Raw genomic sequence first — 26,555 nt, forward strand, 5'->3', positions numbered from 1 at the left:
CGGTCCACTGCCCGTCCGCTAGCCTCGCGACGTGAAGCGTCTCTCCCCCGGCCAGCGCTGGGTCATCGGTCTCGGCGCGTTCGCGCTCGTCTGTCTCGTCGTCGGGATCATCGCGTTCGCGGTCGGCTTCCCCTGGGGCGGCGTCGTCGGCATCATCGGGCTGCTGCACCTCGGCCTGACCGGCCTGGCCGGTGCACTCGTCTGGACCTCGACCCCGGCGATCGCGCCGCGTCCCGTCAAGCGTCCGACGCCGCGCCCCGGAGCGACGCACCGGGTCTTCTCGTACGGCACCCTCCAGCAGCCCCTGGTGCAGGAGTCCCTGTTCGGCGACCACGTCCCGACGACCGCGGACTCCCTGCCCGGCTGGCGACTCGACTGGGTGACGATCACCGACCCGGACGTCATCCGGACGAGCGGCTCCGACCGGCACCCGATCCTGCGCCGCGGCGCCGCGGGCGACGTCGTCGAGGGCGTGGCCCTGACGCTCGGGTACGAGTGGCAGCTCCGCGCGGTCGACGACTACGAGGTCGCCGACTACCAGCGCATCCAGGTCACGCTGGCATCGGGCTGGACAGCCTGGGTCTACGTGGCGGCCGACGAAGCCTGAGCCGCAACGCGCAGCCGCTCCAGCCCCTCGTCGATCGACACCGACGGGGCCCACTGCAGGTCGCGCCGGGTCCGTCGCTGATCGAACCAGTGCGCGGTCGAGAGCTGTTCGGCCAGGAACCGGGTCATCGGCGGCTCGTCCTCACCCGGTCGGACACGCCAGACGGCCTCGACCACTGAGCCCGCTGCCCGGGCGACCGCCGCCGGCACGTGCGCCTGCGGTGGCCGGACGCCCGATGCCGTGCAGATGCCGGCGAGCAGGTCGGCGACCGGGCGGGGCTCACCGTTCGTGACGACGTACGCGTTGCCGTGGACGCCGTCGTCCGTGGCGTGCTCGAGCGCCGCGACCATGGCCGTCGCGGCGTTGTCGACGTAGAGCGTGTCGATGAGCGCGGCGCCGGAGTCGAGCAGTGGGAGTCGTCCGGCCCGGGCCCGCTCGACGATCCGTCCGACGAGCTGCGTGTCACCCGGCCCCCACACCAGGTGCGGCCGGACCGCCACGACGGCGAAGTCCGGGGCGTCGGCGTCGAGTGCCAGCAGCTCCGCCGCGGCCTTGGTGCGGGCGTAGTCGCCACGGGCACGGGACGGTTCGGCAGGTCCGGCGTCGGCCCCGACGAGCGACGACCCGGTGTGCGCGACCGACGGCGACGACACGAAGACGAAGCGCGCGACCCCGGCGGCACGGGCGGCTCGCAGCAGTGATCGCGTTCCGTCGACGTTCACGCGCGCGAAGTCGGCTGGGTCCCCGGCGAGCGACACCTTGGCGGCCAGGTGCACGACGGCTTCGACCCCGTCGACCGCGCGGGCGAGCGCAGTGTCGTCGGTCATCGTGCCGGCGACGTCCTGCACCCCGGCGACGCCCGAGGGACGGCGCTGGAACGTGCGGACCCCGTGTCCGGCGTCCCGCACGGCGGCGGCGGTGGCCTGCCCGAGGAACCCGCTGGCCCCGGTGACCAGGACCTTCACGGCCGGACCATCCGTCCGCCGGACAGCACCGAGCCGGCCCAGCGGGACAGCCGGGTGCGGTCGACCTTGGAGTTGTGCCGGATGTCGGTCGGCAGCACGGGCACGACGAGCACTGCGGCGAGCCGGACCCCGGCGGCAGCGCGGACCGCGGCGGCGAGCTGCGGCGACGCCAGACCCGGCCGGCGCACGGCGGGATCGGTCTCGACGACGGCCACCACCTGCTGCGTGCCGATCGGACCGATGGCCGCGACCCCGGTACGTCCGACACCGTCGACGCCCTCGATCCGCTGCTCCGGCCCGACCGGTGTGACGACCCCGTCGGGCGTGGTGAGCACGTGCTGCAGCCGGCCTTCGACCCAGACCCGTCCCGCGGAGTCGAGGTGTCCGACGTCCCCGGTGCGGTGTCCGCGCGGGTCGTCGACCCCGAGGCGCGAGACCCGGTCGGTGCGCCAGAGCCGGTCGTAGTGGTCGCGCACGTGCGGTGCCGCGACGACGATCTCGCCGGTGACCCCGGGCGCGTCCGTCAGGGCTCCGGTCGCGCGACCGGAACCGTCGAGCGGCGCGATGCGGACGCGGACGTTCTCCGCCGGCGCCCCGACGCAGATCCCCTCGTCGGTGGACCGGCCGGCGGCGCGGACCCCGTCCAGGTCGACGTCGGTCATGAGCAGCCCCTCGGTCATGCCGTAGGGGGTGTGGGCAGTGGCGTTCGGCATCAGCTCGGTCGCCGCGGTCAGCAGCGCGGCCGACACGGGAGCGCCGGCCGACAGGAACAGCCGCACGCCCCGCAGCGCCGCACGATCGGCATCGGTGAGCTCCGACGCCGTCTCGACCACGTTGGCCAGCGCTGCCGGCGACAGGAACACCACGGTGGCATCGGCGGCGGCGACCGACGCAGCGACCGCCTTCGCCGTGAGCGTGCGCGGCGCGGTGACGTCCATGTCGGGCGCGACCGACCTGGCGCCGAGTGCCGGGCCGAGCAGCGCGAACGGTGCGAACCCGGCGACGAGTCCGGTGCCGACCCCGACGTCGTACTGGGTCGCCAGGGCGTCCCGGACGGCGCTCAGCTGCAGGTGCGTGTACACGACGCCCTTCGCCGGGCCGGTCGATCCCGAGGTGAACAGCACCGCGGCGGGCGCGTCCGGCGACGGCGCTGCCGGCAGTTCCGCCCCGTGTGCGAGACGACGCGCACCACGTCGGGCGACGTCGACGAGCGTGTGCTCGACGCGCAGCGCCCTCCGTGCCGGTGCGGGCAGCGAAACCGTCGCGATGCGTCGCCCCGGCCAGCCGAGGGCACGCGCGGCACCGAGGCCGGGCAGCGCGCCGATGATCCAGTCGGGTCGGGCACCGCGGACCGCGCGGGTCAGGCCGCCGAGGCCGAGACCGGCATCGGCGACGACGACGACCGCCCCGATCCGCACGCAGGCGTACAGGACGGCGGTCAGGTCGGCACCGGGGGTCACCAGGAGCGAGACACGGTCGCCGCTCCGGACCCCCAGGTCGTCCAGCCCGGCGGCGATCTCGTCGACGCGTCGGGCGAGCAGCCGCCACGTGATCGTGCGGGGACCGCCCGGGGCGGCCATCTCGACCAGGGCGGGTTCGTCACTCCCCCGCAGCTCGTCGAGCCGCGCCCAGAGCGGCGGCGTCGCCGCGGCGGGCCGGTCCGTGTCCACGGGTCCGGACTGGAGGCCCGGGTCGGCCTGTGCAGGACGGCCACCGTCCGGCAGGCGGTCACCGAGCCAGTCGAACACCGCGCCCGCCACGTCGGCGTCATCAGGCAGCAGGTGCCCGGCGCCCTCGAACCGGTGGACGTCGGCGTGCGGCATCCGCTCGGTCAGGTCGTCCAGGTAGCGCTCGAGGAACACCGGGTCACGCGGACCCCAGAGCAGGAGCGCCGGCACGTCGAGCGCCGCCACACCCGCAGCGATGCGGTCGAGCTCCGGCGCACTCCGGTGCCGGGCGTCGACGGGGATGTCCGCGACGAAGCCGCCGATGCCACCGCGCCGCGCGGCACCGCGGTAGGGCGCCCGGTAGCCGTCGGCCGTGGCACGGTCGAGCTTCGGGTGCGCGATGGCCAGGGTGGTCTCGAGGAACGCGGGGGTCACGACCGTCGCGCGGCCGAGCATGCCGGGGCCGAGGGCGAGCCGCAGCGGGGCGGGGATCGGGGCGTCGTCGGGCTGGTGCACCGCGGTGTTGCACGTCATCGCGGCGGCCAGGACGTCCGGGTGGTCGACCGCCCAGCCGAGCGACACCACACCGCCCCAGTCGTGGCCGAGGGTGACGACCGGGCCGGTCAGCCCGAGTTCGTCGGTCAGGGCACCGAGGTCCGCGACGCGCTGCGGCAGCCCCCGCTCGACGCCGGTGCGCTCCGAGAAGCCCATGTCGAGCTGGTCGACGGCGACCACGCGCCAGGCCGGGCCGCCGGCCTGGGCGACCTCGAGCGAGGTGCGGAGCACCGACCGCCAGAGGTACGACCAGGTCGGGTTGCCGTGCACGCACAGGATGGTGCCGACCGGTTCCACGCCGAGCGCGGCCAGGGACCCGGCCGTGTCGAGGAGGTGCCAGGTGCGCGCGGCGCGATCCGTTCCTCCCCTGCGATCTCCGGACCACGCGGGGACCGTGACCAGACGCGACCACGCCGGGTCGAGGCCGGGCAGGGAGGGTGGCTGCGTCGCCGGAGCCGTGCTCGCGGCGACGCGGGGCAACCGGGACCTCACCAGTGGAGTTCCATCATCGCCGTGTTGATGCCGGAGCCGACGCCGCCCAGGAACACGCGGTCACCGCGACGGATGCCGCCGGAGGCGACCTCGTCGGCCAGGGTGATCGGGATCGACGCGGGGCCGACGTTGCCGAACCGCTGGTAGGTGGTGGGGACCTTGTCGCGCGGGATGCCGATCGCCTCGACGAAGGCGTTGGTGTGCACGTCGGAGACCTGGTGCAGCACGTAGCGGTCCATGTCGGCCCAGTCGAAGTGGGCGCGGGCCTCGGTCCAGGCGGCGACGACGAGCTCCATGCCGCCCTTGAGCAGCATCCTGGCGTCCGTGAACATGCCGTCGACGCTGCCGACGCACAGGTCGTACCACTGGGTCGCCGCGCGGGTGACGCCGCCGACGATCCGGTGTCCTTCGGGGTGCAGGTCCGCCGGGCCGAGCACGGCCGCCGCGGCGCCGGACCCGAGGGTCAGGCTGGCGAACTCGCTCATGAAGTCCTTGCGGTTCCGCCCGCCCTGGTTCAGGCGGTCGATGGTGTTGAGCTGCACCTGGTCGGCGTCCTCGCCGTCGACGACGAGCGCGTACTTGATCTGCCCGGAGTCGATCATGCCCGCGGCGACGCTCATGGCGTTGACGAACCCGAGGCACGCGTTCGCGATGTCGAAGTTGATGGCCGACGACGGCAGCCCGAGCCCGTGGTGCAGGCGGACGGCCACCGACGGCTCCAGGTGCGGACGGGTCACCGAGGTGTTGATGAGCAGGCCGATCTCGTCCGGACGCACCCCGGCCTCGGCCATGGCACGGCGGCCGGCGTCGATCGCGGCGTCCTGGAAGGTCTGCCCCTCGCCCCAGTTGCGACGTTCGATGACCCCGGCGACGCGCTCGAGCAGTCCCATCGGCAGACGGAGTCGACGGAGGACCCCACGGAGCTTGGCCTCGATGTCGGCCGAGGTCGTCACACGCTCCGCCGTGGTGGTCGCCACGGAGAGCAGTGAGACGTTCCGGTGCTTCGCCGTGGCGTTGCCGGGCTGCTCCGGTTCACTGCTCGATGCCTGGTCGACCGGCCGTTCCGTCATGATCGTCACCGACACATACTTCCGCATCTGGCCTGTGTGCGCGATCCGGATGCGCTGGACGGCTCCGGATCAGACGTCCTTCGGCAACTTCCGCACCTTCGCGCGCCGCTTGCGACGCTCCGGGATCATCGAGCGCATCTCCTCGAGCTTGCCGAAGCAGAGCAGGCGGTCACCCGGCTCCAGGACGACACCGCTGCGTGGGTTCGGGATGACGTTCGAGCCACGGTGCAGGGTGAGGACCGTGATGTCGCGGTCCCAGAGCCCGGACTCCTTGATCGTCTTGCCGACCAGGTCCGCGTTGGTGTGCACGAGGAGCTCGGCGACGCCGTAGCCGGTCGAGACGGACAGCCGCTGGCGGACGTCGATCTCGGGGAACGCCACCTGGTTCGCGATGAAGTCGACGACCGCACCGGCGATGTCGAGGCCGGTGGCACGCTCGACGCCCTCGAGCCCCGGTGAGGAGTTGACCTCCATCACGAGCGGCCCGTCGTTGCCCTCGAGCATGTCGACGCCGGCGACCTTCAGGCCCATGATCTGCGCCGAGCGGACGGCCACGGCCTCGTACTCGGGCGTGAGCGTGACCTTCTCGACGGTGCCGCCGCGGTGCACGTTCGACCGGAACTCGTCACCCGAGGCGGTCCGGCGCATCGCCGCGACGACCCGGTCACCGACGACCAGGGCACGGATGTCCCGGCCGCGGCTCTCGGCGATGAACCGCTGGATCAGGACGTTCTGCTTGGTGGAGTGCAGGGTCTCGACGATCGACTCGGCGACCTTCGCCTCGGGTGCCAGGATCACGCCGATGCCCTGCGTGCCCTCGAGGAGCTTGATGACGACGGGCGCGCCGCCGACCCGTTCGATCGCGCCGCGCACGTCGTTGCGCCCGGCCACGAACGTCGTCGCCGGCATGCCGATGTCGTGCCGCGACAGGATCTGGTTCGCCCGGAGCTTGTCACGCGAGTTCGTGATGCCGTTCGCCGTGTTCGGCGTGTAGACGTCCATCTGCTCGAACTGCCGCACGACGGCGGTGCCGTAGTAGGTGATCGAGTTGCCGATGCGCGGCAGCACGGCGTCGTAGTCGCTCAGCAGCTTGCCGCGGTAGAGCAGGTCCGGGTCGTCACCGGACAGGTCGATCGCGAAGCGCAGCGTGTTGAGCACCTTGACCTCGTGCCCGCGGTCGAGTGCCGCTGCGCGGAGGCGCTGGGTCGAGTACGCCTGGGGCGCACGCGACAGGATGGCGAGTTTCATCGAGGGGTTCTCCGCTGGGTCGGATCGACGGCGACGCTCCATCAAAGCATGAGGACGTGGCCGCGGAGCATGCGACAGGATGGGCACATGGCCCGAGCTCCGAAGTCCTCCGACAGCGGGCTCGTCGTCGCCGGGTGGCGGGAGTGGGCGGGCCTGCCGGACCTCGGCGTGCCGTGGATCAAGGTGAAGCTCGACACCGGCGCCCGGAGCTCCGCGTTGCACGCCTTCGACCTCGAGGAACTGCCCGGCGAGCGGGTCCGGTTCTCGCTGCACCCCTGGCAGGACACCGATGCCGACGCCGCCACGATCGAGTGCGACGTGCACGACCGGCGCGTCGTCCGCAGCTCCACCGGGCACACCCAGGAACGCATCGTGGTGCTGACGCAGATCGCCCTGGCCGGGCGCGTCGTCGAGTCCGAGGTCACGCTGAGCAACCGCGACCAGATGGGCTTCCGGATGCTCGTCGGGCGCGAGGCGCTCCGGCAGGGCTTCCTCGTCGATCCTGCGCGGTCCTTCGTGGCCGGGCGGGCTCCGAAGGAGATCCGGCGCCGCAACCGCGGGCGCGCCTGAGCGGTCCTGGTCACCCGGCACGGGCCGTTGCCGCGACCGGTCGACGGCCTGGAGGCGCGGTGCGGGGCCGCCACGGGCCTCCCGTCCGCCGCGACGCGCGTCCGGGGCGTGGCTCGGGTCAGCGGCCCAGGTGGCGGCCGAGGAAGGCGAGCTGCTGGGGCGCCAGGCGGCGCCAGTAGCCGTGCGTGTGGCCGCCGGGTGCGAAGCCCCCGGCCGGCGGCTCGGCGAAGCCGTCGACGTAGGCGTGCACCGCCGGCGCGAACCCGTCGCCGTTGCCGCAGTCGACGCGGACCGCGACGCCGTCGAGCGCACGCTGCCGCCCGAGGACGGTGTTCGCGCGGAAGTCGGCCGCGTCGTCGAAGGCGCCGCGGGCGGTGTCCGCGGCCGACTTCCAGAGCGCGGGGCTGATGGCCGAGACGGCCCGGACGCGCGCGGCGCCGAGGACCCCTGCGAGCCGGAGCGCGCCGAAGCCACCCATCGAGTAGCCGGTCACGGCGAGGCGGTCGGTGTCGTACCCGCGGCGGGCGATCAGGGGCAGGAACTCGTCGACGACCATCGCGGCGGGGTCGTCCCCGTCGGCTCGTGGGTGCCAGTACCGGTTGCCGCCGTCGATCGAGGCGATCGCGAACGGGGCTCCGCCGGCGGCCACGTGCGCCGCGAGGAACCGGTCGTAGCCCAGGCTGCGCCCGAAGAACGAGGTGTGGTCGTCGCCGTACCCGTGCAGGGCGACCGCCACCGGCAAGGGGGTGTCGGACGCCGGTGCCGCGATCGTCCAGCCGACGGTGCGGCCCTTCCGCGCCGCCGACACGAAGGTGCCGGAGGTCGTGGGGACGGGCTCGACGTCGGGGACCGTGCCGTCGGTGCCGTCCAGACCGAGGACCCGGTACATGGTCGAGCGCCCGGGCAGCAGTCCGAGGTTGATCGCCTCGGCCACGGCTCCCGCGGCGACGACGCCCGTCCCGCCGATCAGCAGGGAGCGGCGGGTGATCGTGGCAGCACGCGATCGGGTCATGGGGTGGGCGCCGTTCCGTCGGGGGTGGTGTGTTCCCGGATGAGGGACGCGGCGACGGACCGTGCCGTCGTCGTGTCGAGCGCGGGGTCGCGCAACCGCATCGCAAGGGAACCGGAGACGATGAGGAGCAGCTGGTCGGCGAGGGCCTCGGCACGGGGACCGACCACCGGCGCGGCCAGCGACACGAGCCGCTGCCGCAACGTGGTGGTCTCGAGGTCCAGGACCTGCCGGACCTCGGCTGGCGCGTCCGCGTACTCGGCGGCGGTGCCGAGGAAGGCGCACCAGCGGGAGCCCGTGGGCGTCGAGCGGTAGTCGTCGAGGGCGTCGAACACGGCCAGCAGCCGGCCCAGGTCGTCCCGTTCTGCGGCGACCGCACGGTCCCAGGTGGCGATCCAGTCGTCGTGGCGACGGGTGAGCGCCGCGGCGACGAGTGCCTCCTTGCTCGCGTAGCCGCGGTAGAGCGTCGCCGTCGAGACCCCGGCCCGTTCGAGGACGGCGTCGATCGGGGTGGCGGCGATCCCCTGCGAGAAGAAGAGCTCCTCGGCGGCGTCGAGCAGCCGTTGCTCGGTTCCTGGGCGCATCACCATGACAGCACCCTAGGGTCTGAAAAGTGAAACGATCGTTTTCGTTGCGACATCGACTGCTCCTCGTGAGCGGACTCGGCCTGATCGCGGCCACCTACGGCCTGGTGCGGCTGGCGTACGGGCTGTTCCTGCCCGACGTGCAACGCGACCTGGGGCTCCGGTCCGACGCCGCCGGATGGGTCTCGTCGGGCGCCTCGGCGCTGTACTGCGTCGGTGCGGTCGCCGGGTTCCTGCTCGCCGCACGGATGCCCCGGGTCCTCGTCGCGGTTGCCACGCTGGTGGCGGGGGTCGGTGCGATCGCCATGGCCACCGCCGACGGTCCGGTGCCGTTCGGTGTCAGCGCAGTGCTCGCGTCGGCAGGCGCCGGGCTCGCGTCCCCCGCACTCGTGCGACTCGTCGCGGAGCAGGTGCCGTCCGCGTTGCTCGGTCGAGCGCAGGCGGTCGTGAACGCCGGCACCGGACCGGGGCTCGTGGGCGCCGGGGTCCTCGCGCTCGTGCTGCTGCCCGACTGGCAGACGGCCTGGGCGGTGTCCGCGGTGTTCGCCCTGGCCGTCGGAACCCTGTTGCTCGTGGTGTCCCGGGGTGGTGCGGCGGCATCCCGGCCCCCGCTGCCCGGTGCTCCGTGGTTCGCGGCGCACCGAGGGGTCATCGTGCTGGCGCTGCTGTTCGGGGCCGGGTCCGCCGTCGTCTGGACCTACGGTCGTTCGGCCCTGGTGGACGCCGGTGCGTCGGTCGTGGTCTCGGTGTCGGCCTGGATCGCGCTCGGGGTCGGCGGAGCGGCCGTCGTGGTCACTGCGCGGTGGACGAACGGACTGCACGCCCGGACCCTCTGGGCGGTCACGGCGGGCTCGGTCGCCGTCGCCGTCGTCGTGCTGGGGGCCTTGCCGCAGTCGACGGTCGCAGCACTGCTGGCGTGTGCCGTGTTCGGTTGGGGCTACACGGCGGCGACCGGGGCGCTGATCGCGTGGACGACCGAGATCGACTCCGAGCGGTCGTCGGCCGGCACGTCGATGCTGTTCGTCGCACTCGTGCTCGGGCAGGCCGTCGGCGCGGCGGGTGCCGGAGCGCTCGTCGGTGCGATCGGGTTCGTCGCGACGTTCGTGGTCGGGGCCGTCGTGACCGCGGCGAGCGCCGTCCCCGCGGTGGTCCGTCGGCCGGGTGGGGTCCGTGCCGTCAGAGCAGCGGGCGGAGCTCGATCTTCCGGTTGCACGCCTGCGACGCCTGGTGCGCCACCCGGGCCGCCGTCTCGGCGTCCGGGAGCTCCATGACCCAGAAGCCGGCGACGTACTCGTCGGTGGCGGTCGCGGGTCCGGTCGTGGCGCGCCCGGCCGTCGCGGGGCCGGTGGCCGCGTCGCCCGCACCTGCACGGGCGTCGACCAGGGTGGCGTCGGCCGGTGCGGAGACGCCGGCCGCGAACACGATCGCGTCGGCCATCCGTTGGTTGAAGGAGTCGACCGCGGCGGCTTCGGCGTCGGTCGCGGAGTACGTGTTGCCGACGGCGGCGGCCTGGCCGTCGTCGATGACGTTGACGAGGAACTGCATGGCGTCTCCCCTGCTCGTTGGCGGGAGGCTACTCTCGTCGCGCACTGGCCGACCTCTTCGCCCCGAAGCTGCGGTTCCACTGGGACATCCGCGCATGCGGCAGTTTCACGTTTACCATCTGTGAACATGAACACTTCCACTCGAGGAGCTGCAGCCGGGACTCGCCTCAGGCAAGGGCGCGGCTGGCAGACGCCGGTGTTCCTGTGCAGTGCCGCCCTGGTCGCGTCCTTCGTGTTCGTGGCCGAGGGGCTGGGTGCCCCGCGGCTGCCCGTCCTCGCGATTGCCGCTGTCGCCGTCATCGCACTGTGGCTCGTCGCGAGTACCCGGCGGGTCGTCCCCCGCGGAGGCAACCGACTGATGACCGTCGCCTGGGTCGCAACCGGCGTCCTCTACGTCCTCGCCGTTGCTCCGCTCGACGCCGCGGTGCTCCGAGGACTCGACGGGTCGACGTCGCTGATGGCATGGGGAGCGACCTCGCTCGTCGTCGCAGCTCCACTCATCGTGGCGGCAGCGCAGGCTCGGCCGCGGCGCCGATGACGAGCGGCGCCCACCCTCGGCACGAACTCGACGACCGGATCCACTCGCCGGTGCGGTTCTCACTGCTCGCCCTGCTCAGGACGGTGGACGAAGCGGAGTTCGGTGTCGTCCGGGACGCACTCGAGGTCAGCGACTCAACACTGTCCCAAGCAGCGGCGGTTCTGGGCGAGGCGGGGTTCCTCCGGGTCCGCAGGCTTCGCGTGGGGCGGAGCACGAGGAGCTGGCTCGCCCTCACCGACGCAGGACGGGATGCGTTCGAGCGGCACGTCGCCGTCATCCGGGCGATCGCCGAACCCGACGGGTGACCAGAGCACCGTGAAGCGAGCGGACGCCGAGCAGTCCAGCGTGATGGCGACATCGCACCGGGATTCCGCTAGCGTTCCGCGAGTGGGGACGACGGCGGAGTGGTCGCGACTGCCGGTGGGGCGGCACGAGTACCGACAGGACACGGTGCTCGCCGTGGTGCTGGCCGGTGGGCTCGCGCTCACGACGTTCCTGTACGGGTCGGCCGGCACGTACGGCGACGACCAGGCCGCCTGGTGGGTCTCGGCCCTGATGATCGTCGCGAACGCGGCACCGATCGCGTTCCGCCGACGGTTCCCCATGTCGGTGGCGTTGGTGTCGGCGGTGGCGTTCGCCGCGACGCAGCTGCTCCGTGTCCCCGAGGTCTTCCTCGTCAACTTCACGCTCTTCATCGCGCTGTACACGGTCGGAGCGTGGTGCTCGGACCGGGTCCGGTCGGAAGCGGTGCGCTGGGTCGTCATCGGTGGCATGTTCGCGTGGCTGTTCATCGCGATCTCGTTCGGGTGGGCGTCACCGAACTCCCTGCCGAACGACACGGACTCGCCCGTGGCGCCGTACGTGGCGTTCTCGCTGCTCAACATCTTCATCAACGTGATCTACTTCGGCGCCGCCTGGTACGCCGGCAACCGCGCCTGGGTCTCCGCCGTCGCGCGGCACCAGCTCGCCGAGCGCACCGCCGAACTCGCTGCGGAGCGGGAACGGTCGGCCGCGCAAGCGGTCACGATCGAGCGGGTGCGGATCGCCCGCGAGCTGCACGACGTCGTCGCCCACCACGTGTCGCTGATGGGTGTGCAGGCGGGTGCGGCACGGCGCGTGCTCGACCGCGACCCGGGGCAGGCGTCCGCATCGCTCGAGGTGGTGGAGGAGAACGCCCGTACCGCGGTGGAGGAGCTGCGGCGGATGCTCGGTACCCTGCGCTCCGACGACGATGCGGCCGGCGGCGGGACGACCGGTGGCGACGGGCCGAGCACCGAGGGCATCACGCGGATCGCCGAACTGGCCGAGTCGGCCCGGGTGGCCGGCCACCCCGCCGAGTACGTCGTCGTGGGTACCGAGCGCCCGGTGCCACCGACGGTGGCCGCCGTGGCGTACCGGATCGTGCAGGAAGCGGTGACGAACATCCTGAAGCACGCCGGACCGACCGCCCGCGCCGACGTCCGGCTGCGGTACCTGGACGACAGCGTCGAGGTCGAGGTCGCGGACGATGGACTCGGTGCCCGTGCAGCCCGGAGCACCTCCGGCAGCGGGCTCGGGCACGTCGGGATGCGGGAACGCGTCGACGCCGTGGACGGACGGATCGAGATCGGGCCACGCGCCCGGGGAGGCTACCTGGTGCGTGCATGGCTGCCGACGACGTGAACGGGACGGCCGACCTGACCATCGTGCTGGCCGACGACCAGGAACTCGTCCGTGCCGGGTTCCGCGTGATCCTGGAGTCCGAGCCGGGCCTCCGGGTGGTCGGAGAGGCCTCGGACGGAGCGCGGGCGGTCGAGGCCGTGCAGGCGCTTCGCCCCGACGTGGTCTGCCTCGACGTGCAGATGCCCGGCGTCGACGGGCTCGAGGCCGCGCGGCGGATCGCGGCGCTGCCGGACCCGCCGGCGGTGCTCATCCTCACGACGTTCGACAGCGACGACGCACTGTTCCAGGCGCTCGAGGCGGGAGCGAGCGGGTTCCTGCTGAAGAACGCCTCCCCCGAGCGGCTGATCGACGCGGTGCGGACCGTCGCCGCCGGGGACGCCCTGCTCGCGCCGGACGTCACGCGGCGGGTGATCAGCCGGGCGACGGCGACGACGCTGCCGGAGACCCGGCCCGAGCCGGCGACCACCGCGACGGCAGCGACGTCCGGCCGGGATGCGCTCACCGCCGCCGGCCTCACCGAGCGGGAGACCGAGGTGCTGCGGCTCCTCGCCCGGGGCCTGAGCAACGCGGAGATCGCCGCCGAGCTCTACGTCGGGGACGCCACCGTGAAGACCCACGTGTCGAACGTGCTGCAGAAGCTCGCACTGCGCGACCGGATCCAGGCGGTCGTCTGGGCGTTCGAGCACGGCGTCGCCGGCTGACCGAGCCCGACCGATCCGGCACCGGCGGGACAAGTCCGCACGGTGCCGAGTTCGCAGACATCACCGCACCGTGCGCCATCGTTCAACCCGTGCAGCGTTGACCACACCGTGCCCCGCCAGCACGACGCACCGAGCAACCAAACCCGCACCAGCCCAACAAGCCCGCACGGTGCCGACCACCGCACCCCACGCCCGCACCGTGCGCCATCGTTCAACCCGTGCAGCGTTGACCGCACCGTGCCCCGCCACCACGACGCACCGAGCAACCAAACCCGCACCAGCCGAACAAGCCCGCACCGTGCCGACTCGACGCACGCACCCCGCACCCCGCACCCCGCACCCACCCCGCACGCTCCTCCCCCACGCGGTGGAGCCGACCACCCGACCGAATCCCGCCTGGCGGCGGAGGCGGGGCGTGCCTCCCGGCCAATAGCGTCGAGCGCAGCGACGACCAGCGTCGTGACGAAGGGGAACGACATGCTCACCATCGAAGGGGTGATGAAGCACTTCGGTGACCGCCGGGTGCTCGACGACGTGGGGTTCACGGTCGGCAGCGGCCGCCTCACCGGCTTCGTCGGCGGCAACGGCGCCGGCAAGACCACCACCATGCGCATCATGCTCGGCGTGCTCCAGGCCGACGCGGGCACGGTCTCGATCGACGGCACCGCGGTCCGTCCCGCCGACCGCCGCCGCTTCGGCTACATGCCCGAGGAACGCGGGCTGTACCCGAAGATGCCGGTGGCCGAGCAGATCACCTACCTGGCCCGGCTGCACGGCGTCGACAAGCGCACCGCGACGGCCCGCACCGGCGAACTGCTCGAACGCCTCGAGCTCACGCAGCACGCCGGCGACGCCGTCGAGAAGCTCTCGCTCGGCAACCAGCAGCGCGTGCAGATCGCGGCGGCGCTGGCCCACGACCCCGAGGTGCTCGTACTCGACGAGCCGTTCTCGGGCCTCGACCCGATGGCCGTCGACACGGTGCTCGGTGTCCTGCGCGAGACCGCCGCCCGTGGCGTCCCGGTGCTGTTCTCGAGCCACCAGCTCGACGTGGTCGAACGGCTGTGCGACGACGTCGTGGTCATCGCCGGTGGCACGATCCGCGCCGCCGGTCCGCAGGAGGAACTCCGCAAGCAGGCCGGCCCCGCCGCGTGGGAGCTGCTGGTCGACGGCGACGTCGCCTGGCTCCGCGACGAGCCGGGTGTGGCCGTGCGGGAGTTCGACGGCGGCTACGCGGTCTTCGAGGCCGACGCCGCCACCGCCCAGCGCGTCCTGCAGCGTGCCGTCCAGCACGGCTCCGTCGGGTCGTTCTCGCCGCGGGTGCCGCGGCTCAGCGAGGTCTTCCGGGAGGTCGTCCGATGAACAGCTCCTTCGTGCAGGCCGTGCGGCTCGTCTCCGCACGCGAGATCCAGGCACGCATCCGCAGCAAGGCCTTCGTGGTCTCGGCACTCATCCTGATCGGCATGGTGGTCGCCTCGATCGTCGTCGGCGGGATCGTGAGCAAGGCCACCGCCGACGACACCACCGCGGTCGCGGTCGTCGACGGTGTCGCGCTGCCGACCACCAGTGGGCTCGACGTCACGAAGTCGGCATCGGTCGACGACGCCGAACGGCTCGTCACGAAGGGCGACGTCGACGCCGCGATCGTGCCGTCGGACGACCCGCTCGGCTACAAGGTCGTCGGGCTCGACGAGGCCCCGTCCGAGGTCGTCTCGGCGTTGAGCGTCACCCCGCGCATCGAGCTGCTCGACCCGGACGCGCTGCCGGGTGGGCTGGTCTACCTCATCGCGATCGCGTTCGGCGTCGTGTACTTCGCGTCGGCGGTGACGTTCGGCCAGTCGATCGCGCAGAGCGTGGTCGAGGAGAAGTCGACGCGGGTGGTCGAGATCCTGATGTCCGCGATCCCGGCCCGGGCGCTGCTCGCCGGCAAGGTGCTCGGCAACAGCATCATGGCGTTCGCCCAGATCGTCGCGGTGGCCGTCGCCGCCATCGTCACCCTGGCGGTGACCGGGCAGGACAACACGTTCGCGATGCTCGGCCCGAGCATCCTGTGGTTCATCGGCTTCTTCGCGATCGGGTTCGTGCTGCTGGCGTCCCTGTTCGCGGCCGCCGCCGTGCTGGTGTCCCGGCAGGAGGACGTCGGCAGCGTCACCACCCCGGTGATGATGCTCGTGATGATCCCGTACTTCCTGATCATCGTCGCGTACGACAACCCGACGATCCTCGGCATCATGTCGTACGTGCCGTTCAGCGCCCCGATCGGCATGCCGATGCGGATCTTCCTGGGGACGGCCGAGTGGTGGGAGCCGATCCTGTCGCTCGTCATCGTCGCCGCTTCGGTGGTCGCGGTCGTGGTCATCGGTGCCCGCGTCTACGAGAACGCGCTGCTCCGCACCGGCAGTCGCGTGAAGCTGTCGGAGGCGCTGCGCGGCTGACGCCGCAGGACCGGCAGGCCCAGCGCACCCGGCGCACCCGGCGCACCCGGCGCACCCGGCTGCCCCGGACGGGAGGCCCGCCCAGCGTGAGCAGACCTGCTCACGTGGGGCGGGCCTCCCGTCCGTTGCCCGGCGCCGGTCAGGCGGTCAGCGTCGCGAAGGCGGACCGGTGCCAGACCAGCGGATTGTGCGCGAAGTCGGACATGAGTCCGAGCACCCGGAGCACCACGATGTCGTGGTCGCCGGCCGGGTAGGTGTGCTCGACCGAGCACTCCAGCCAGATCGGCGCCCCCTGCAGGAACACCGCGCCCGTCTCGGCGACCGTCGTGTCGACACCGACGAACCGGATCGACTTGTCCCGCGATGCGAGCTGCCGGGTGACCTGCGCGTGCCCCTCACCGAGGATCGAGACCCCGATCGTGCCGGCGTCGCGGAGTACCGGCCACGTGGTCGACGTGTGCTGCACGGCGAACATCACGAGCGGTGGGTCCTGTGAGACGCCGACCGTGAACGAGGACGCGACGAGCACGGTCGGTTCGCCGTCGACGACGGCGGAGAGCGCGGCGACACCGCACGGGAACCCGGAGAACGCCTGCTTGAGCGCGGAGCGGTCCGGGGCCTCGGTGGAGTAGGGGCTGATCATGACGCGGTTCCTTCCTGGTGAGCGGCGGCGGCGAGGACGACGTCCTGCCAGCGGGCGAGCCACACGTCGGTCGATGCGGGGTCCGAGTAGTGCTTGTCGTTCAGGTACAGGGCTGGGGCGACGACGGTCGCGCCGAGTTCGACCAGCACCGGTTTGAGGAAGACCTCCGGAGCGAGGGCGTGCGCCGGACCGGCACCGAGCATGAGCGGCACCGCGACGACGCCGGCGAGTCCGTCGCCGGTGCCGAACTGGTCGAGGAACAGCTTGAGCACGCCGGTGTACGTCGCCTTGAACGTCGGCGACGCGACGACGACGAGGTCGGAGCCGGCGACGGTGCGGACGGCGTCCGAGACGGCGGGGTCGCCCCAGCCGAGCAGTCCGGCACCGAGGTCGATGACGTCGACGACGTGGTCCGGGGCCCGGCCGGTGAGCCGCTCGAGCACGACCGTCGCGGCGTCGAGTGTCCGTGAGGCCGGCTTGGGGTTGCCGGCGACGACGGTGGTGATCATCGGGGTGCTCCTGTCGATGGGCGGGTGGTGGGTGCTTGGTGCAGTCCACCGCTCGTTCGTTTCGCCGCCGTACCGCGTCCGTATCGGCTGGGTTACGCCAGCTGCCCCGGCCCTGCGGCACCCGAATGTCCCGGTCAGCGGGGCTGCGCGTCCGGGCCGCTCCGCCATTCCGCCAGGCGTCGTCCCCACTGACCGCGCCGGATTGTGAGAGCGTCGTTTCCGGAAGTCGCCTCGGATGGGTCCGGCGTGTTTCGCCCCGCCGTCGCCGGCCCGTCACCGCCCGGATCCGCCCCTGCACGCGGGTCGGTGGCGCAGTCGTCCGCCCCGGATCCGTGGGTCGAACGCCCATCCGCGTCGGGCGCCGCAGGTGGCCTAACACCAGCGAAACAAACGCCTAACAGGACCGTTACCGGGCGACCCTCTGTCGGCACGCCCTGGCCGTTACATTCGCATCAGCCCCACTGCAGCGGCCGGCGTCACCGGCGATCCGCCACACGTCGGCCCCGCCCCGATCCGATGCCCCGCCGCCCGTCCCCGGCTCCCTTGCACGCTCCACCCCGCGCCGCGGGGCCTTCGGGGTCCCCGCCGCCCGTCCCCGCACCGGCTCCCCCGCCCCCCGCACCTTCCCTGCTCCACCCGTCCAGGAGGTCCCCGACCGATGTCGTCCCCCGCACCGTCCCGAACGCGTCCGTCGCGTCCCGTGCTCCTCGCCGCCGCGATCTCCGGCGTGCTCTTCCTGTCCGCGTGCTCCGCCACCTCGACTGCGTCGACGAGCTCCGGTGACGACACCGCCGGTGTCGAGCACGCCACGAGCCAGATCAAGGCCGCCAGCGTCGACCCCGAGTTCACCTTCGAGGGCGCTCGCTTCGACATGTCGGGGATCGCCGGCAAGACGATCTTCAACATCCCGAACTCGTCCGCCGTCCCCTTCATCACCGCGGTCGACGAGGCCGGCGAGAAGGTCGCCGAGCAGTACGGCGCGAAGTGGATCGAGTACACGAACCAGGGCACGCCCACCGAGCACTCCGCCGGCATCGACCAGGCGATCAGCCGCGGAGCCGACATCATCGTGCTGGCGCAGGGTGTCAACGGCGAACTGATCGTCCCGGCACTGAAGCGTGCGAAGGCAGCGGGGATCCCCGTGCTGATCAGCCACACCTACCAGACCGGGCAAGCGCTGCCGGACCAGCTGCAGGGGCTCGTGGCGGCACAGGTGACCGCCCCGTTCCACGAAGCCGCGAAGCTCAACGCCGACTGGGCCACCAAGGAGACCAAGGGTCAGGGCGACGTCCTCATCATCACGTCGTCCGAGGTGCCCCCGTCCGACGGCATCGTCACGGCGATGCAGGACGAGTTCGAGGCGCAGTGCGACGGCTGCAAGGTGAAGGTGACCAACGTCCCCGTCGCCGACTGGGCGACGAAGATCTCGTCGACCGTGCAGTCCGCCGTGCAGTCCGACCCGAACCTCGACTACGTCCTGCCGGTCTACGACTCGATGACGCTCTACGTCGAGGCCGGCGTGACCGCTGCCGGCAAGACCGGCCAGGTCTTCACCTCCTCGTACAACGGCACCCCCGCGGTGCTGAAGATCCTGCAGGAGGGCAGCGTCCTCACGATGGACATCGGCGAGAACATGGAGTGGCTCGCCTACGCGACGCTCGACCAGGCCGGCCGTGTCCTGACCGGCACGCCGATCATCGAGGACGGCGACGAGAAGACCCCGCTCAAGGTCTTCACGAAGGACAACGTCGACGCGACCGGCACGCCGCCGGCGCCGAGCAAGGGCTACGGCGACGCGTACAAGACCGGGTACGAAGCGATCTGGGGCGCGGCCGAGTGACCGCCACCCGGGAGGCACGGCTCGGCTCCGCATCGTCGGCTGCGGTCGTCGGCACGGGTGCGGACACCGCGCCGGTCCTGCGGATCAGCGGGCTCACGAAGCGCTTCGGCGGGCTGACCGCGCTCGACGACGTCGACCTCGAGGTCCTGCCCGGTCAGGTGCACGCACTGCTCGGCGAGAACGGCTCCGGCAAGTCGACCCTCATCAAGATCCTGTCCGGCACGTACGCGCCGGAGCCGGGCGCGACGATCGAGGTCCGAGGCGCCCGGCTGCCCCTGCCGTTGCCTCCCGGGTACTTCCGCCGCGTCGGGATCAGCTTCGTCCACCAGGACCTCGCACTCGTGCCGTCGCTCGGCGTGACCGAGAACCTGCGGCTCGCGACCGTGGTGGCCGGGCGCGGACCCTTCGTCCGCTGGGGCGCCGAGCACCGTGCCGCGGCCGAGCTGTTCGCTCGGTACGGGGTCGACATCGACCCACGAGCACGGATCGACGAACTCACCGACACCCAGAAGGCCCTCGTCGCGATCCTGCGGGCCGTCGCCGAGCTGGGCGACGACCGAGCGCTCATCGTGCTCGACGAACCGACGGTCTTCCTCCCGAAGGAGGACGCCGACCTGCTGTTCCGCGTCGTGAAGGACCTCGTCGCGGACGGCCGCACCTCGGCGCTGCTGGTGTCGCACGACATGTCCGAGGTCCTCCAGCACGCCGACCGGGTCACCGTCCTGCGGGCCGGCCGGGTCCAGGCGCACCGGGACACCACCTCGACGACGGCCGACGAGCTCGTCTCCCTCATCGTCGGACGCGGACTGGACGGTCCCGCCGCCAGGACTCCGCGCCCGGCGACCACCGGCGACGCCGTCGTGACGGTGCGGGACCTCCGGGTCGGTGTCGTCGACGGGCTGTCCTTCGACGTCGCGGACGGCGAGGTCGTCGGCATCACCGGGCTCGCCGGCTCCGGTGTCGAGGACGTGCTGCCCGGCCTGTACGGCGCACGGCCCGCGACCGGCTCGCTCGCCGTGCGGCAGGACGGGGCGACGCCCGCGCCGGTCGACCTGGCACGGGTGACGCCCGGCTCCTCGATCGCCCGCGGCGTCGTGTACGTCCCCGCGGACCGCAAGCGCGAGGGCGGGGCACTCACCCTGTCCGTCGAGCAGAACGTCACGCTCCCCGTCCTCGGGAAGCTCCGCGGGCTGCTCGGCCTGTCGCCCGCGCGGGAACGCGCCCACGTCGCGGGACTCGTCCGCGACTACGACGTCCGGCCCGCCGACCCGGCCGCCCTGTTCGGGACCCTGTCCGGCGGCAACCAGCAGAAGGCCGTCCTGGCCAAGTGGATGCAGGACGCCCCGAGGCTCGTGCTGCTGCAGGAACCGACCCAGGGCATCGACGTCGGGGCCCGCGCCGCGATCTTCTCGATGCTCCGCCGGAGTGCGGAGCAGGGCGTCACGATCGTCTGCGCCTCCACCGACTACGACCAGCTCGCGCAGGTGTGCGACCGCGTCGTCGTCCTCGCCCACGGCCGCGTGCACGACGTGCTGACCGACGACCGCATCGACCGCGACGTCATCGCGGCTGCCGTCGTGGCGAGCCTCGTCGACGACGACGCCCCGGCGTCCCCTGCCGTGCCCTCCTCCCCCGATGCCTCCTCCGCAGTCAAGGAGAACGCCTGATGTCCACCACCGCCGACCCGGTCCTCGAGACCTCGATCGTCCGTCCGACCCGTCCCCGCTTCTCGTGGGGGCACACCGAGCGGTACGCGCTGCTCGGCGCCTGGCTCGTCATCGTCATCGCGTTCAGCATCGCGCTGCCCGACACCTACCCGACCCTCGGCAACCTGCAGAACATCCTCGGGTCCCAGTCGGTGTTGCTCATCCTGGCGCTCGGGTTCCTGTTCCCGCTCACCGCGGGCGAGTTCGACCTCTCCGGCGCCTCGACGATGTCGCTCTCCGCCATGACCATCGCCGTGCTCAACGCGAAGATGGACGTCCCGCTCGTGCCCGCGATCGCCGCAGGCCTGGTCATCGGCGTCGTCGTGGGCCTGGTCAACGGGCTGCTGACCGTCGGGTTCCGCATCGACTCGTTCATCGTCACCCTCGGCACGTCGACCTTCATGATCGGGATCATCCAGTGGATGAGCGTGTCGTCCTCGGTGACGGGCATCGACCCGGCACTCGTGCAGGCCACGGTCGGGTGGCGCGGGCTCGCAGGCCTGCCGCTCGCGTTCGTCTACGGCCTCATCGCCACGGTCGTCGTCCTGGTCGTCCTGAGCGCCACCCCGGTCGGCCGACGGCTGCTGTTCGTCGGCACCGGCCGCACCGTCGCGGAACTCTCCGGGCTGAACGTCCGACGGCTCCGGGTCGGTGCGTTCGTGGGCGCCGGCTTCACCGCCGCGGTGGCCGGGGTCGTCTACGCCGGCACCCTCGGCGGCGCCGACCCGTCGAGCGGACAGTCGTTCCTGCTCCCCGCGTTCGCCGCCTGCTACCTCGGTGCGACCGCGATCGTCCCGGGGCGCTTCAACGCGATCGGCACGTTCATCGCCGTGTACTTCCTGTTCTCCGGCGTGGTCGGTCTGCAGATGCTCGGCGCCGACAACTTCGTGCAGCAGCTCTTCTACGGCGGCGCCCTCATCGTCGCCGTCGCCGTCTCGCAGACCATCCGGCGGCACTCCGTCGCGACCGCCGCCAAGGCCGCCGCGAAGCGTCCCTGACCCTGCTCCCCCTTCGACACCCACCACAGAAAGCGAGTTCCCCATGGACATCGGAGTCTTCATCCCGATCGGCAGCAACGGCTGGCTCATCTCCACCACGTCGCCCCAGTACAAGCCGTCGTTCGACCTGAACCTCGAGATCGTGCAGAAGGCCGAGGCGTACGGCTTCGACTTCGCCCTGTCGATGATCAAGCTGCGCGGCTTCGGTGGCCCGAGCGGCTTCTGGGACGAGAACCTCGAGTCCTTCACCCTGATGGCCGGTCTCGCCGCCCGCACCGAACGGATCCGCCTGTTCGCGACGACCGCCGTCCTGACCATCCCGCCGGCGATCGCGGCACGCATGGCGGCGACCGTCGACTCGATCTCGCACGGCCGCTTCGGGCTGAACCTGGTCGCCGGGTGGCAGAAGGCGGAGTACGACCAGATGGGCCTGTGGCCGGGTGACGAGGTGCACTTCAAGCGCCGCTACGCGTACCAGACCGAGTACATGCAGGTGATGAAGGAGCTGTGGGAGACCGGCCGGAGCGACTTCCACGGCGAGTACTTCCAGATGGACGACTGCCGGATGCTGCCGCGGCCGACGTCGCACATCCCGATCGTCTCGGCCGGTCAGTCGTCCCAGGGCATGGCGTTCGCCGCGGAGTACTCGGACTACAACTTCTCGATGGGCGTCGGTGTGAACACCCCGACCGCCTACGCCGAACAGAACCAGGCCCTGCTCGAGGCACGCGAGAAGACCGGCCGTGACGTCGGCTCCTACGTGCTCTTCATGGTGATCGCCGACGAGACCGACGAGGCCGCCCAGGCGAAGTGGGAGCGGTACAGCGACGGGGTCGACGTCGAGGCGATCGCCTGGATGACCGGCCAGGCGCTCACCGATGCCGAGGGCGAGGACGGCAACACGGCCAAGCGGATCTCGCTGCCCGAGGGGGCCGTGAACATGAACATGGGCACGCTCGTCGGCTCCTACGAGCACGTCGCCGCGATGCTCGACGAAGCCGCCGCCGTCGAGGGCACCAAGGGCATCATGCTGGTGTTCGACGACTTCCTGCAGGGGATGGACGACTTCGGCACCCGCATCCAGCCGCTGATGCGCACCCGCGAGGGCATCGCGTCCGCTGCTCCGAGCGCGGTCACCGCATGAGCGCCGCCGCGAGCCGACCGGTCATCGAGGTCGCGGTCGTCCAGGCCGGCGAGACCCCCGCTGACGGCGACACCGCACTCGACGAACTCATCGCCCTGTTCGAGCAGGCCGCGGAGGGTGCCGACCTGGTCGTGTTCCCCGAGCTCTGCACCACGCCCTACTTCTGCGGCGTGGTCAACGACAGCCGGAAGTCCTGGGCACAGCCGGTCCCCGGTCCGGCGACCGCCCGCTTCGCGAGCGCGGCGAAGCGTCTGGGCACCGCCGTCGCCTTCGGTCTCTACGAGGACGCGGGCGACGCGCAGTACAACAGCGCGGTGCTCATCGACGCCGACGGCACGCTCGTGCACGGCACCGACGTGCACGGCGACCGCGTGGCGTCGTACCGCAAGACGTCGATCCCGACGAACGCGATCTCCGACGTCGACGAGAAGCACTACTTCGCCGCCGGTGCCGGACCGGTCGTGTTCGACGCGCTCGGCACCCGCTTCGGCATGCTCATCTGCTACGACCGGAGCTTCCCCGAGTACTGGCTCGCGTCACGTGCCGCCGGAGCCGAGGTGATGCTCGTGCTCGTGTCGTCGATGGGCTTCCGCGAGACCCTGTTCACCCAGGAACTGCAGGTCCGTGCGCTCGAGACGCAGACGTGGGTCCTCGCCCCGAACCGCGGCGGCGAAGAGACCGTCGACGGCAAGACCGTCAGCTACTTCGGTCGGTCCTCGGTCGTCTCACCACGGGGTGACCTGGTCGTCTCGGCCCCCGCCCACCAGGCGGGACCGATCATCCAGGCCACCATCGACGTCGGCGAGGTCGCGGCAGCCCGCCGGGACTTCCCGCTCGGACATGACCGGCAGCCCGGGGTGTTCCGGTACCTCGCCGACGCCCACGCAGCGGCGGCGGTCCCCGCGTGACGGACGTCGCCGCCCTGGTCCGCGGCACCATCGCACCGCAGCTCGACCGCGCGCTGGCCGCGAGTCGCGCGAACCCGTTGCCCGCGGCTCCGTCGGCGCTGCCCGCGGAACCGGCTCACAGCGCGCAGCTGTTCGGCCGGCTCCTCGGCGCGGCGATCGACGGGGCCCCGGCGCCGACCGCTGCCGGTCCGGACGACGACCTGGCGGTGTGCCGGGCTGCCACCGACCCCGCTGGCGCCTCGGTCGTCGAACTCCTCGCCGCGTACCGGTCCGGCACCACGACCCCTTCCGAGGTCCTCGCCGCACTCGCCCCGCACTGGACGAGCGACGACGTCTGGTCCGATGCCGTCCTGCGCCTGGTGCAGGGGGCCGAGGAAGCCGCCGCCGAGTCCACCCGCCGCTGGGCGGACGACGACGCCCGACCGCTCGAGGGGATCCCGTTCGCGGTGAAGGACATCATCGACGTCGCGGGGACGATCGTCACGAGCGGCTCGCTCCAGACCGGTGACCGTGTGGCCCCGAAGGACGCCACCGTCGTGGCTCGGCTCCGCTCCGCCGGCGCGATCCCGGTGTTCACGGCGGCCACCACCGAGTTCGCCTGCGGCGGGCCGCACAACGCCCGGTACGGCGCCGTGCGGAACCCGTGGGACCCCGAGCGCTGGACCGGTGGCTCCTCGACCGGGTCGGGTTCGGCGCTGGCCGCCCGGATCGTCCCGCTCGCGCTCGGGTCCGACACCGGCGGATCGATCCGCGTCCCGTCCGCCCTCTGCGGGACCACGGGGATCAAGCCGACGTACGGCCTCGTGCCGCGCACCGGGGTCGCGAGCCTGTCGTGGACGCTCGACCACGTCGGCCCGATGGCACGCTCGGCCGAGGACCTCGCCCTCGTCCTGGCGGTCATCGCCGGCTCCGACGGCGAGGACCCGACGACGTTTGCCACCGTGCCGCTCATCGAGGCCGCGCCCGAACGGGTCGAGGGGCTCCGGATCGGGGTCCCGCTCGACTGGTTCACCGAACGCGTCGACCGCGCGGTGCTCGACGCACACGCCGCGGCGGTCGAGCGCTTCCGCGAGCTCGGCGCGACACTCGTGCCGATCGAGTTCGACGACCTGGAGTCGATCGACTCCGAGTGCTGGACGGTGTTCTACGGGGAGCTCGCCGCGAACCAGGAGGCCAACGCCGACACGGCCGACCTGTTCGACGCCGGCACCCGCGCGCGGTTCGACGTCTCGTTCCTGCCGACCGCGGCGGACTACCTCCGGGCACTCCGCCGTCGCCCGCTCGTGCAGGCCGCGATGGTCGCGCGGATGGACGAGGCCGGCGTGGACGTGGTGCTCACCCCCGGGATCGGCGCCACCGCCCCGCGACTCGACGACCTGACGATGTCGGTCGACGGCGAGCGGTTCAACCTGCACGACGTCATCCCCCGGAACACCCGGCTGTTCGACTACGTCGGGTTCCCCGCGCTGATGATGCCGGCGGGCACCGCGCCGGACGGCCTGCCCGTCGGCGTGCAGCTCGTCGCGCGGCCGTGGGACGACCGCCTCGTGCTGTCCGCGGCCTCCGCCTTCCAGCGGGTCACGACGCACCACCGCCTGGTGCCGCCGTCGTCCGCCGTGCGAGGGCCGACCGATCGGTAGCCGCACCATCGACGAGGGCGCCGCCCGGCGACGCGCCTGGCAGGTGCTCTGCGCGTCGAGCCTGAGCGTCGTCCTCGTCTTCATCTCCTCGAGCGCGCTCCTCATCGCGCTCCCCGACGTCAGCCGTGACCTCGACGCCAGCGCCGTGCAGTCCAGCTGGGTGCTCCTCAGCTACATGCTCACCACGACCCCCCTCATCCTGGTCTTCGGGCGCATCGCCGACCTCGTCGGTCGGCGCCGTCTGTACATCGCCGGCATCCTCGTCTTCCTGCTCGCCTCCCTCGCCTGCGGCTTCGCCCCGGACGCCGCGGTGCTGCTCGGTGCCCGACTCGTGCAGGGCGTGGGGGCGGCAGCGATCGTCACCAACACGACCGCGCTGCTCACCGATGTCTTCCCGGAGTCGATCCTGTCGCTCGGCCTCGGCCTGAACGCCACCGTCGCCGCGGTGGGCCAGGTCATCGGGCCCGTCGTGGGCGGGCTGGTCGCCGAGTCGTTCGGGTGGCGGTGGATCTTCCTCGCCGGCGTGCCGATCTCACTGGCCGGACTCATCTGGTCGCTCCGGCTGATCCCGCACAGCACGCGTCCCCCTTCCGGCGAGCGCCTCGACGTGCCGGGGTCAGTCCTGTCCGTCGCGGCCGTCGGGCTGCTCGTCGGTGCGGTCTCGACCGGCGGCTCGATCGGTTGGTCGGCCGTGCCCGTCGTCGGGATGACCGCCGGCGCGGTCGTGCTCGGCGGAGTGTTCGTGTGGACGCAGCGCAGGGTCGCGCACCCCCTCGTCGACCCGGCGATCTTCCGCGACCGCACCACCATCACCCTGTTCTCCGCCGCCGGGCTGTGCGCCCTGTCCAGCTACGCACTGGTCCTGCTGGCGTCGCTGTCGTTCCAGGCCGTCGACGGCAAGGACGCTGTCGACGCCGCGCTCTGGGTGCTGCCCACGCCCATCGGCACGACGGTCGCAGCGGTGAGCGCGGGCTTCCTCGCCCGTCGGGTCGCCGCGCGGACGCTGTCGACCATCGGCATGCTCCTGATCGCGCTCGGCGCCGCGGTGCTCGCGGTGTCCCTCGCCGACGGCGACGCCTACGCCGTCACCGCCACCGGCCTCGGCGCCGTCGGGGTCGGCACGGGCGTGTTCATGACGCCGAGCACGTCGGCACTGATGACCCGCGTCCCGGAGCACCGCCGCGGCATCGCGAACGCCATCCGGTCGGCCCTGCAGAACGCCGGCTTCCTGTTCTCGACGGCACTCGGCCTCGCGATCGCGACGGGCGGCCTGTCCGCGGCGCAGGCGGCCGCGGCCTACGACGGCAGCCTGCTCAGCCTGCCGTCCGGCGACGTCCAGGTGTTCGTCGACGGCGTCCGCGCCGCGGCGCTGACGTTCGCCGGCTGCGCGGCCCTGGGGGCGCTCATCGTCGCGTTCGGTCCGTTCGGGCCTCCCGACCGGGAGGCGCCACTCCGACCCGACAGGTCGGGTCCCCTCCCCGAGCCGGGGGCGTCCACGTGACCGTCCTCACCCTGGCAACGAC

General features: G+C 72.3%; 25 protein-coding genes. 16 read left to right on the forward strand and 9 right to left on the reverse strand.

Annotated features, from left to right (window positions below; translation table 11 throughout):
* The first annotated feature begins 31 nt into the window (after positions 1-31).
* Complete coding sequence (locus tag MXD64_RS14730) at positions 32-607, forward strand: gamma-glutamylcyclotransferase family protein (RefSeq protein ID WP_235517570.1); 576 nt, start codon at positions 32-34, stop codon at positions 605-607.
* On the opposite strand, the gene MXD64_RS14735 is transcribed toward MXD64_RS14730, so the two are convergent.
* The 4 genes from MXD64_RS14735 to MXD64_RS14750 all read right to left on the reverse strand — a co-directional run bounded on the left by MXD64_RS14735 (position 583) and on the right by MXD64_RS14750 (position 6,604).
* Positions 583-1,572: an NAD-dependent epimerase/dehydratase family protein gene (locus tag MXD64_RS14735; protein WP_263136695.1), complete on the reverse strand. Its 990-nt coding sequence runs from the start codon at positions 1,570-1,572 to the stop codon at positions 583-585. The two genes, MXD64_RS14730 and MXD64_RS14735, sit on opposite strands and share 25 nt — an antisense overlap.
* Positions 1,569-4,274 (reverse strand): alpha/beta fold hydrolase, encoded by a 2,706-nt coding sequence (locus tag MXD64_RS14740; protein ID WP_263137452.1) that lies wholly within the window; start codon positions 4,272-4,274, stop codon positions 1,569-1,571. The genes MXD64_RS14735 and MXD64_RS14740 overlap by 4 nt, the downstream gene beginning before the upstream one ends.
* Before the next feature lie 8 nt (positions 4,275-4,282).
* Positions 4,283-5,356, reverse strand: coding sequence for a 3-oxoacyl-ACP synthase III (locus tag MXD64_RS14745; RefSeq protein WP_263137453.1), 1,074 nt, complete (start codon positions 5,354-5,356; stop codon positions 4,283-4,285).
* Positions 5,357-5,425: 69 nt separating this feature from the next.
* A complete protein-coding gene (locus tag MXD64_RS14750) occupies positions 5,426-6,604 on the reverse strand; it encodes a RimK family alpha-L-glutamate ligase (RefSeq protein WP_042537686.1) in 1,179 nt (392 codons plus the stop codon).
* 87 nt (positions 6,605-6,691) lie between these two features.
* Between MXD64_RS14750 and MXD64_RS14755 the strand changes: the two genes are divergently transcribed.
* Positions 6,692-7,174 (forward strand): ATP-dependent zinc protease family protein, encoded by a 483-nt coding sequence (locus MXD64_RS14755; protein ID WP_017886827.1) that lies wholly within the window; start codon positions 6,692-6,694, stop codon positions 7,172-7,174.
* A gap of 118 nt (positions 7,175-7,292) precedes the next feature.
* On the opposite strand, the gene MXD64_RS14760 is transcribed toward MXD64_RS14755, so the two are convergent.
* Both MXD64_RS14760 and MXD64_RS14765 read right to left on the reverse strand, forming a co-directional pair.
* A complete protein-coding gene (locus MXD64_RS14760) occupies positions 7,293-8,186 on the reverse strand; it encodes an alpha/beta hydrolase (RefSeq protein ID WP_042537689.1) in 894 nt (297 codons plus the stop codon).
* The gene (locus MXD64_RS14765) at positions 8,183-8,773 is read right to left on the reverse strand and encodes a TetR/AcrR family transcriptional regulator (RefSeq protein WP_042537691.1); all 591 of its coding nucleotides are present in this window, start codon (positions 8,771-8,773) and stop codon (positions 8,183-8,185) included. The genes MXD64_RS14760 and MXD64_RS14765 overlap by 4 nt, the downstream gene beginning before the upstream one ends.
* Before the next feature lie 62 nt (positions 8,774-8,835).
* Here MXD64_RS14765 and MXD64_RS14770 point away from each other — a divergent pair, with 62 nt between their 5' ends.
* Positions 8,836-10,038, forward strand: coding sequence for an MFS transporter (locus tag MXD64_RS14770; RefSeq protein WP_263136696.1), 1,203 nt, complete (start codon positions 8,836-8,838; stop codon positions 10,036-10,038).
* Here the strand turns inward: MXD64_RS14770 and MXD64_RS14775 are convergent.
* A complete protein-coding gene (locus MXD64_RS14775; protein WP_081612260.1) occupies positions 9,944-10,312 on the reverse strand; it encodes a YciI family protein in 369 nt (122 codons plus the stop codon). The genes MXD64_RS14770 and MXD64_RS14775 overlap by 95 nt on opposite strands.
* A 126-nt stretch (positions 10,313-10,438) precedes the next feature.
* On the opposite strand from MXD64_RS14775, the gene MXD64_RS14780 reads away from it, so the two are divergent.
* The 6 genes from MXD64_RS14780 (at position 10,439) to MXD64_RS14805 (ending at position 15,644) form a co-directional block, all read left to right on the forward strand.
* A complete protein-coding gene (locus MXD64_RS14780; RefSeq protein WP_152427231.1) occupies positions 10,439-10,849 on the forward strand; it encodes a hypothetical protein in 411 nt (136 codons plus the stop codon).
* The gene (locus MXD64_RS14785) at positions 10,846-11,154 is read left to right on the forward strand and encodes a transcriptional regulator (RefSeq protein WP_194590784.1); all 309 of its coding nucleotides are present in this window, start codon (positions 10,846-10,848) and stop codon (positions 11,152-11,154) included. The genes MXD64_RS14780 and MXD64_RS14785 overlap by 4 nt, the downstream gene beginning before the upstream one ends.
* A gap of 82 nt (positions 11,155-11,236) precedes the next feature.
* On the forward strand, positions 11,237-12,511 hold the full coding sequence (locus MXD64_RS14790) for a sensor histidine kinase (protein ID WP_259552979.1): 1,275 nt from the start codon (positions 11,237-11,239) through the stop codon (positions 12,509-12,511).
* Entirely contained in the window at positions 12,493-13,212 is a 720-nt protein-coding gene (locus MXD64_RS14795) for a response regulator (RefSeq protein ID WP_263136697.1), read from the forward strand. Before MXD64_RS14790 ends, MXD64_RS14795 begins: the two co-directional genes overlap by 19 nt.
* A 477-nt stretch (positions 13,213-13,689) precedes the next feature.
* Positions 13,690-14,571: an ABC transporter ATP-binding protein gene (locus tag MXD64_RS14800; protein WP_263136698.1), complete on the forward strand. Its 882-nt coding sequence runs from the start codon at positions 13,690-13,692 to the stop codon at positions 14,569-14,571.
* The gene (locus MXD64_RS14805) at positions 14,568-15,644 is read left to right on the forward strand and encodes an ABC transporter permease (RefSeq protein ID WP_017886836.1); all 1,077 of its coding nucleotides are present in this window, start codon (positions 14,568-14,570) and stop codon (positions 15,642-15,644) included. The genes MXD64_RS14800 and MXD64_RS14805 overlap by 4 nt, the downstream gene beginning before the upstream one ends.
* Before the next feature lie 139 nt (positions 15,645-15,783).
* Here the strand turns inward: MXD64_RS14805 and MXD64_RS14810 are convergent, their stop codons facing one another.
* Both MXD64_RS14810 and MXD64_RS14815 read right to left on the reverse strand, forming a co-directional pair.
* Positions 15,784-16,287 (reverse strand): flavin reductase family protein, encoded by a 504-nt coding sequence (locus tag MXD64_RS14810; RefSeq protein ID WP_017886837.1) that lies wholly within the window; start codon positions 16,285-16,287, stop codon positions 15,784-15,786.
* Entirely contained in the window at positions 16,284-16,796 is a 513-nt protein-coding gene (locus MXD64_RS14815) for an NADPH-dependent FMN reductase (RefSeq protein ID WP_017886838.1), read from the reverse strand. The genes MXD64_RS14810 and MXD64_RS14815 overlap by 4 nt, the downstream gene beginning before the upstream one ends.
* A 658-nt stretch (positions 16,797-17,454) precedes the next feature.
* Between MXD64_RS14815 and MXD64_RS14820 the strand changes: the two genes are divergently transcribed.
* The 7 genes from MXD64_RS14820 to MXD64_RS14850 are packed head-to-tail and all read left to right on the forward strand — an operon-like array spanning position 17,455 to position 26,533.
* Positions 17,455-18,636: a sugar ABC transporter substrate-binding protein gene (locus tag MXD64_RS14820; RefSeq protein ID WP_263136699.1), complete on the forward strand. Its 1,182-nt coding sequence runs from the start codon at positions 17,455-17,457 to the stop codon at positions 18,634-18,636.
* Positions 18,633-20,303: a sugar ABC transporter ATP-binding protein gene (locus MXD64_RS14825; RefSeq protein ID WP_263136700.1), complete on the forward strand. Its 1,671-nt coding sequence runs from the start codon at positions 18,633-18,635 to the stop codon at positions 20,301-20,303. The genes MXD64_RS14820 and MXD64_RS14825 overlap by 4 nt, the downstream gene beginning before the upstream one ends.
* Positions 20,303-21,340, forward strand: coding sequence for an ABC transporter permease (locus MXD64_RS14830; protein WP_017886841.1), 1,038 nt, complete (start codon positions 20,303-20,305; stop codon positions 21,338-21,340). The genes MXD64_RS14825 and MXD64_RS14830 overlap by 1 nt, the downstream gene beginning before the upstream one ends.
* Before the next feature lie 43 nt (positions 21,341-21,383).
* A complete protein-coding gene (gene rutA, locus MXD64_RS14835) occupies positions 21,384-22,484 on the forward strand; it encodes a pyrimidine utilization protein A (RefSeq protein ID WP_263136701.1) in 1,101 nt (366 codons plus the stop codon).
* On the forward strand, positions 22,481-23,392 hold the full coding sequence (locus MXD64_RS14840; protein WP_263136702.1) for a carbon-nitrogen hydrolase family protein: 912 nt from the start codon (positions 22,481-22,483) through the stop codon (positions 23,390-23,392). Before rutA ends, MXD64_RS14840 begins: the two co-directional genes overlap by 4 nt.
* Entirely contained in the window at positions 23,389-25,032 is a 1,644-nt protein-coding gene (locus tag MXD64_RS14845) for an amidase (RefSeq protein WP_263136703.1), read from the forward strand. Before MXD64_RS14840 ends, MXD64_RS14845 begins: the two co-directional genes overlap by 4 nt.
* Before the next feature lie 43 nt (positions 25,033-25,075).
* Positions 25,076-26,533, forward strand: coding sequence for an MFS transporter (locus MXD64_RS14850; protein ID WP_263136704.1), 1,458 nt, complete (start codon positions 25,076-25,078; stop codon positions 26,531-26,533).
* Positions 26,534-26,555: the final 22 nt, after the last annotated feature.

It is taken from the genome of Curtobacterium sp. Arg-1 (assembly GCF_025643395.1).
Classification (GTDB): domain Bacteria; phylum Actinomycetota; class Actinomycetes; order Actinomycetales; family Microbacteriaceae; genus Curtobacterium; species Curtobacterium poinsettiae.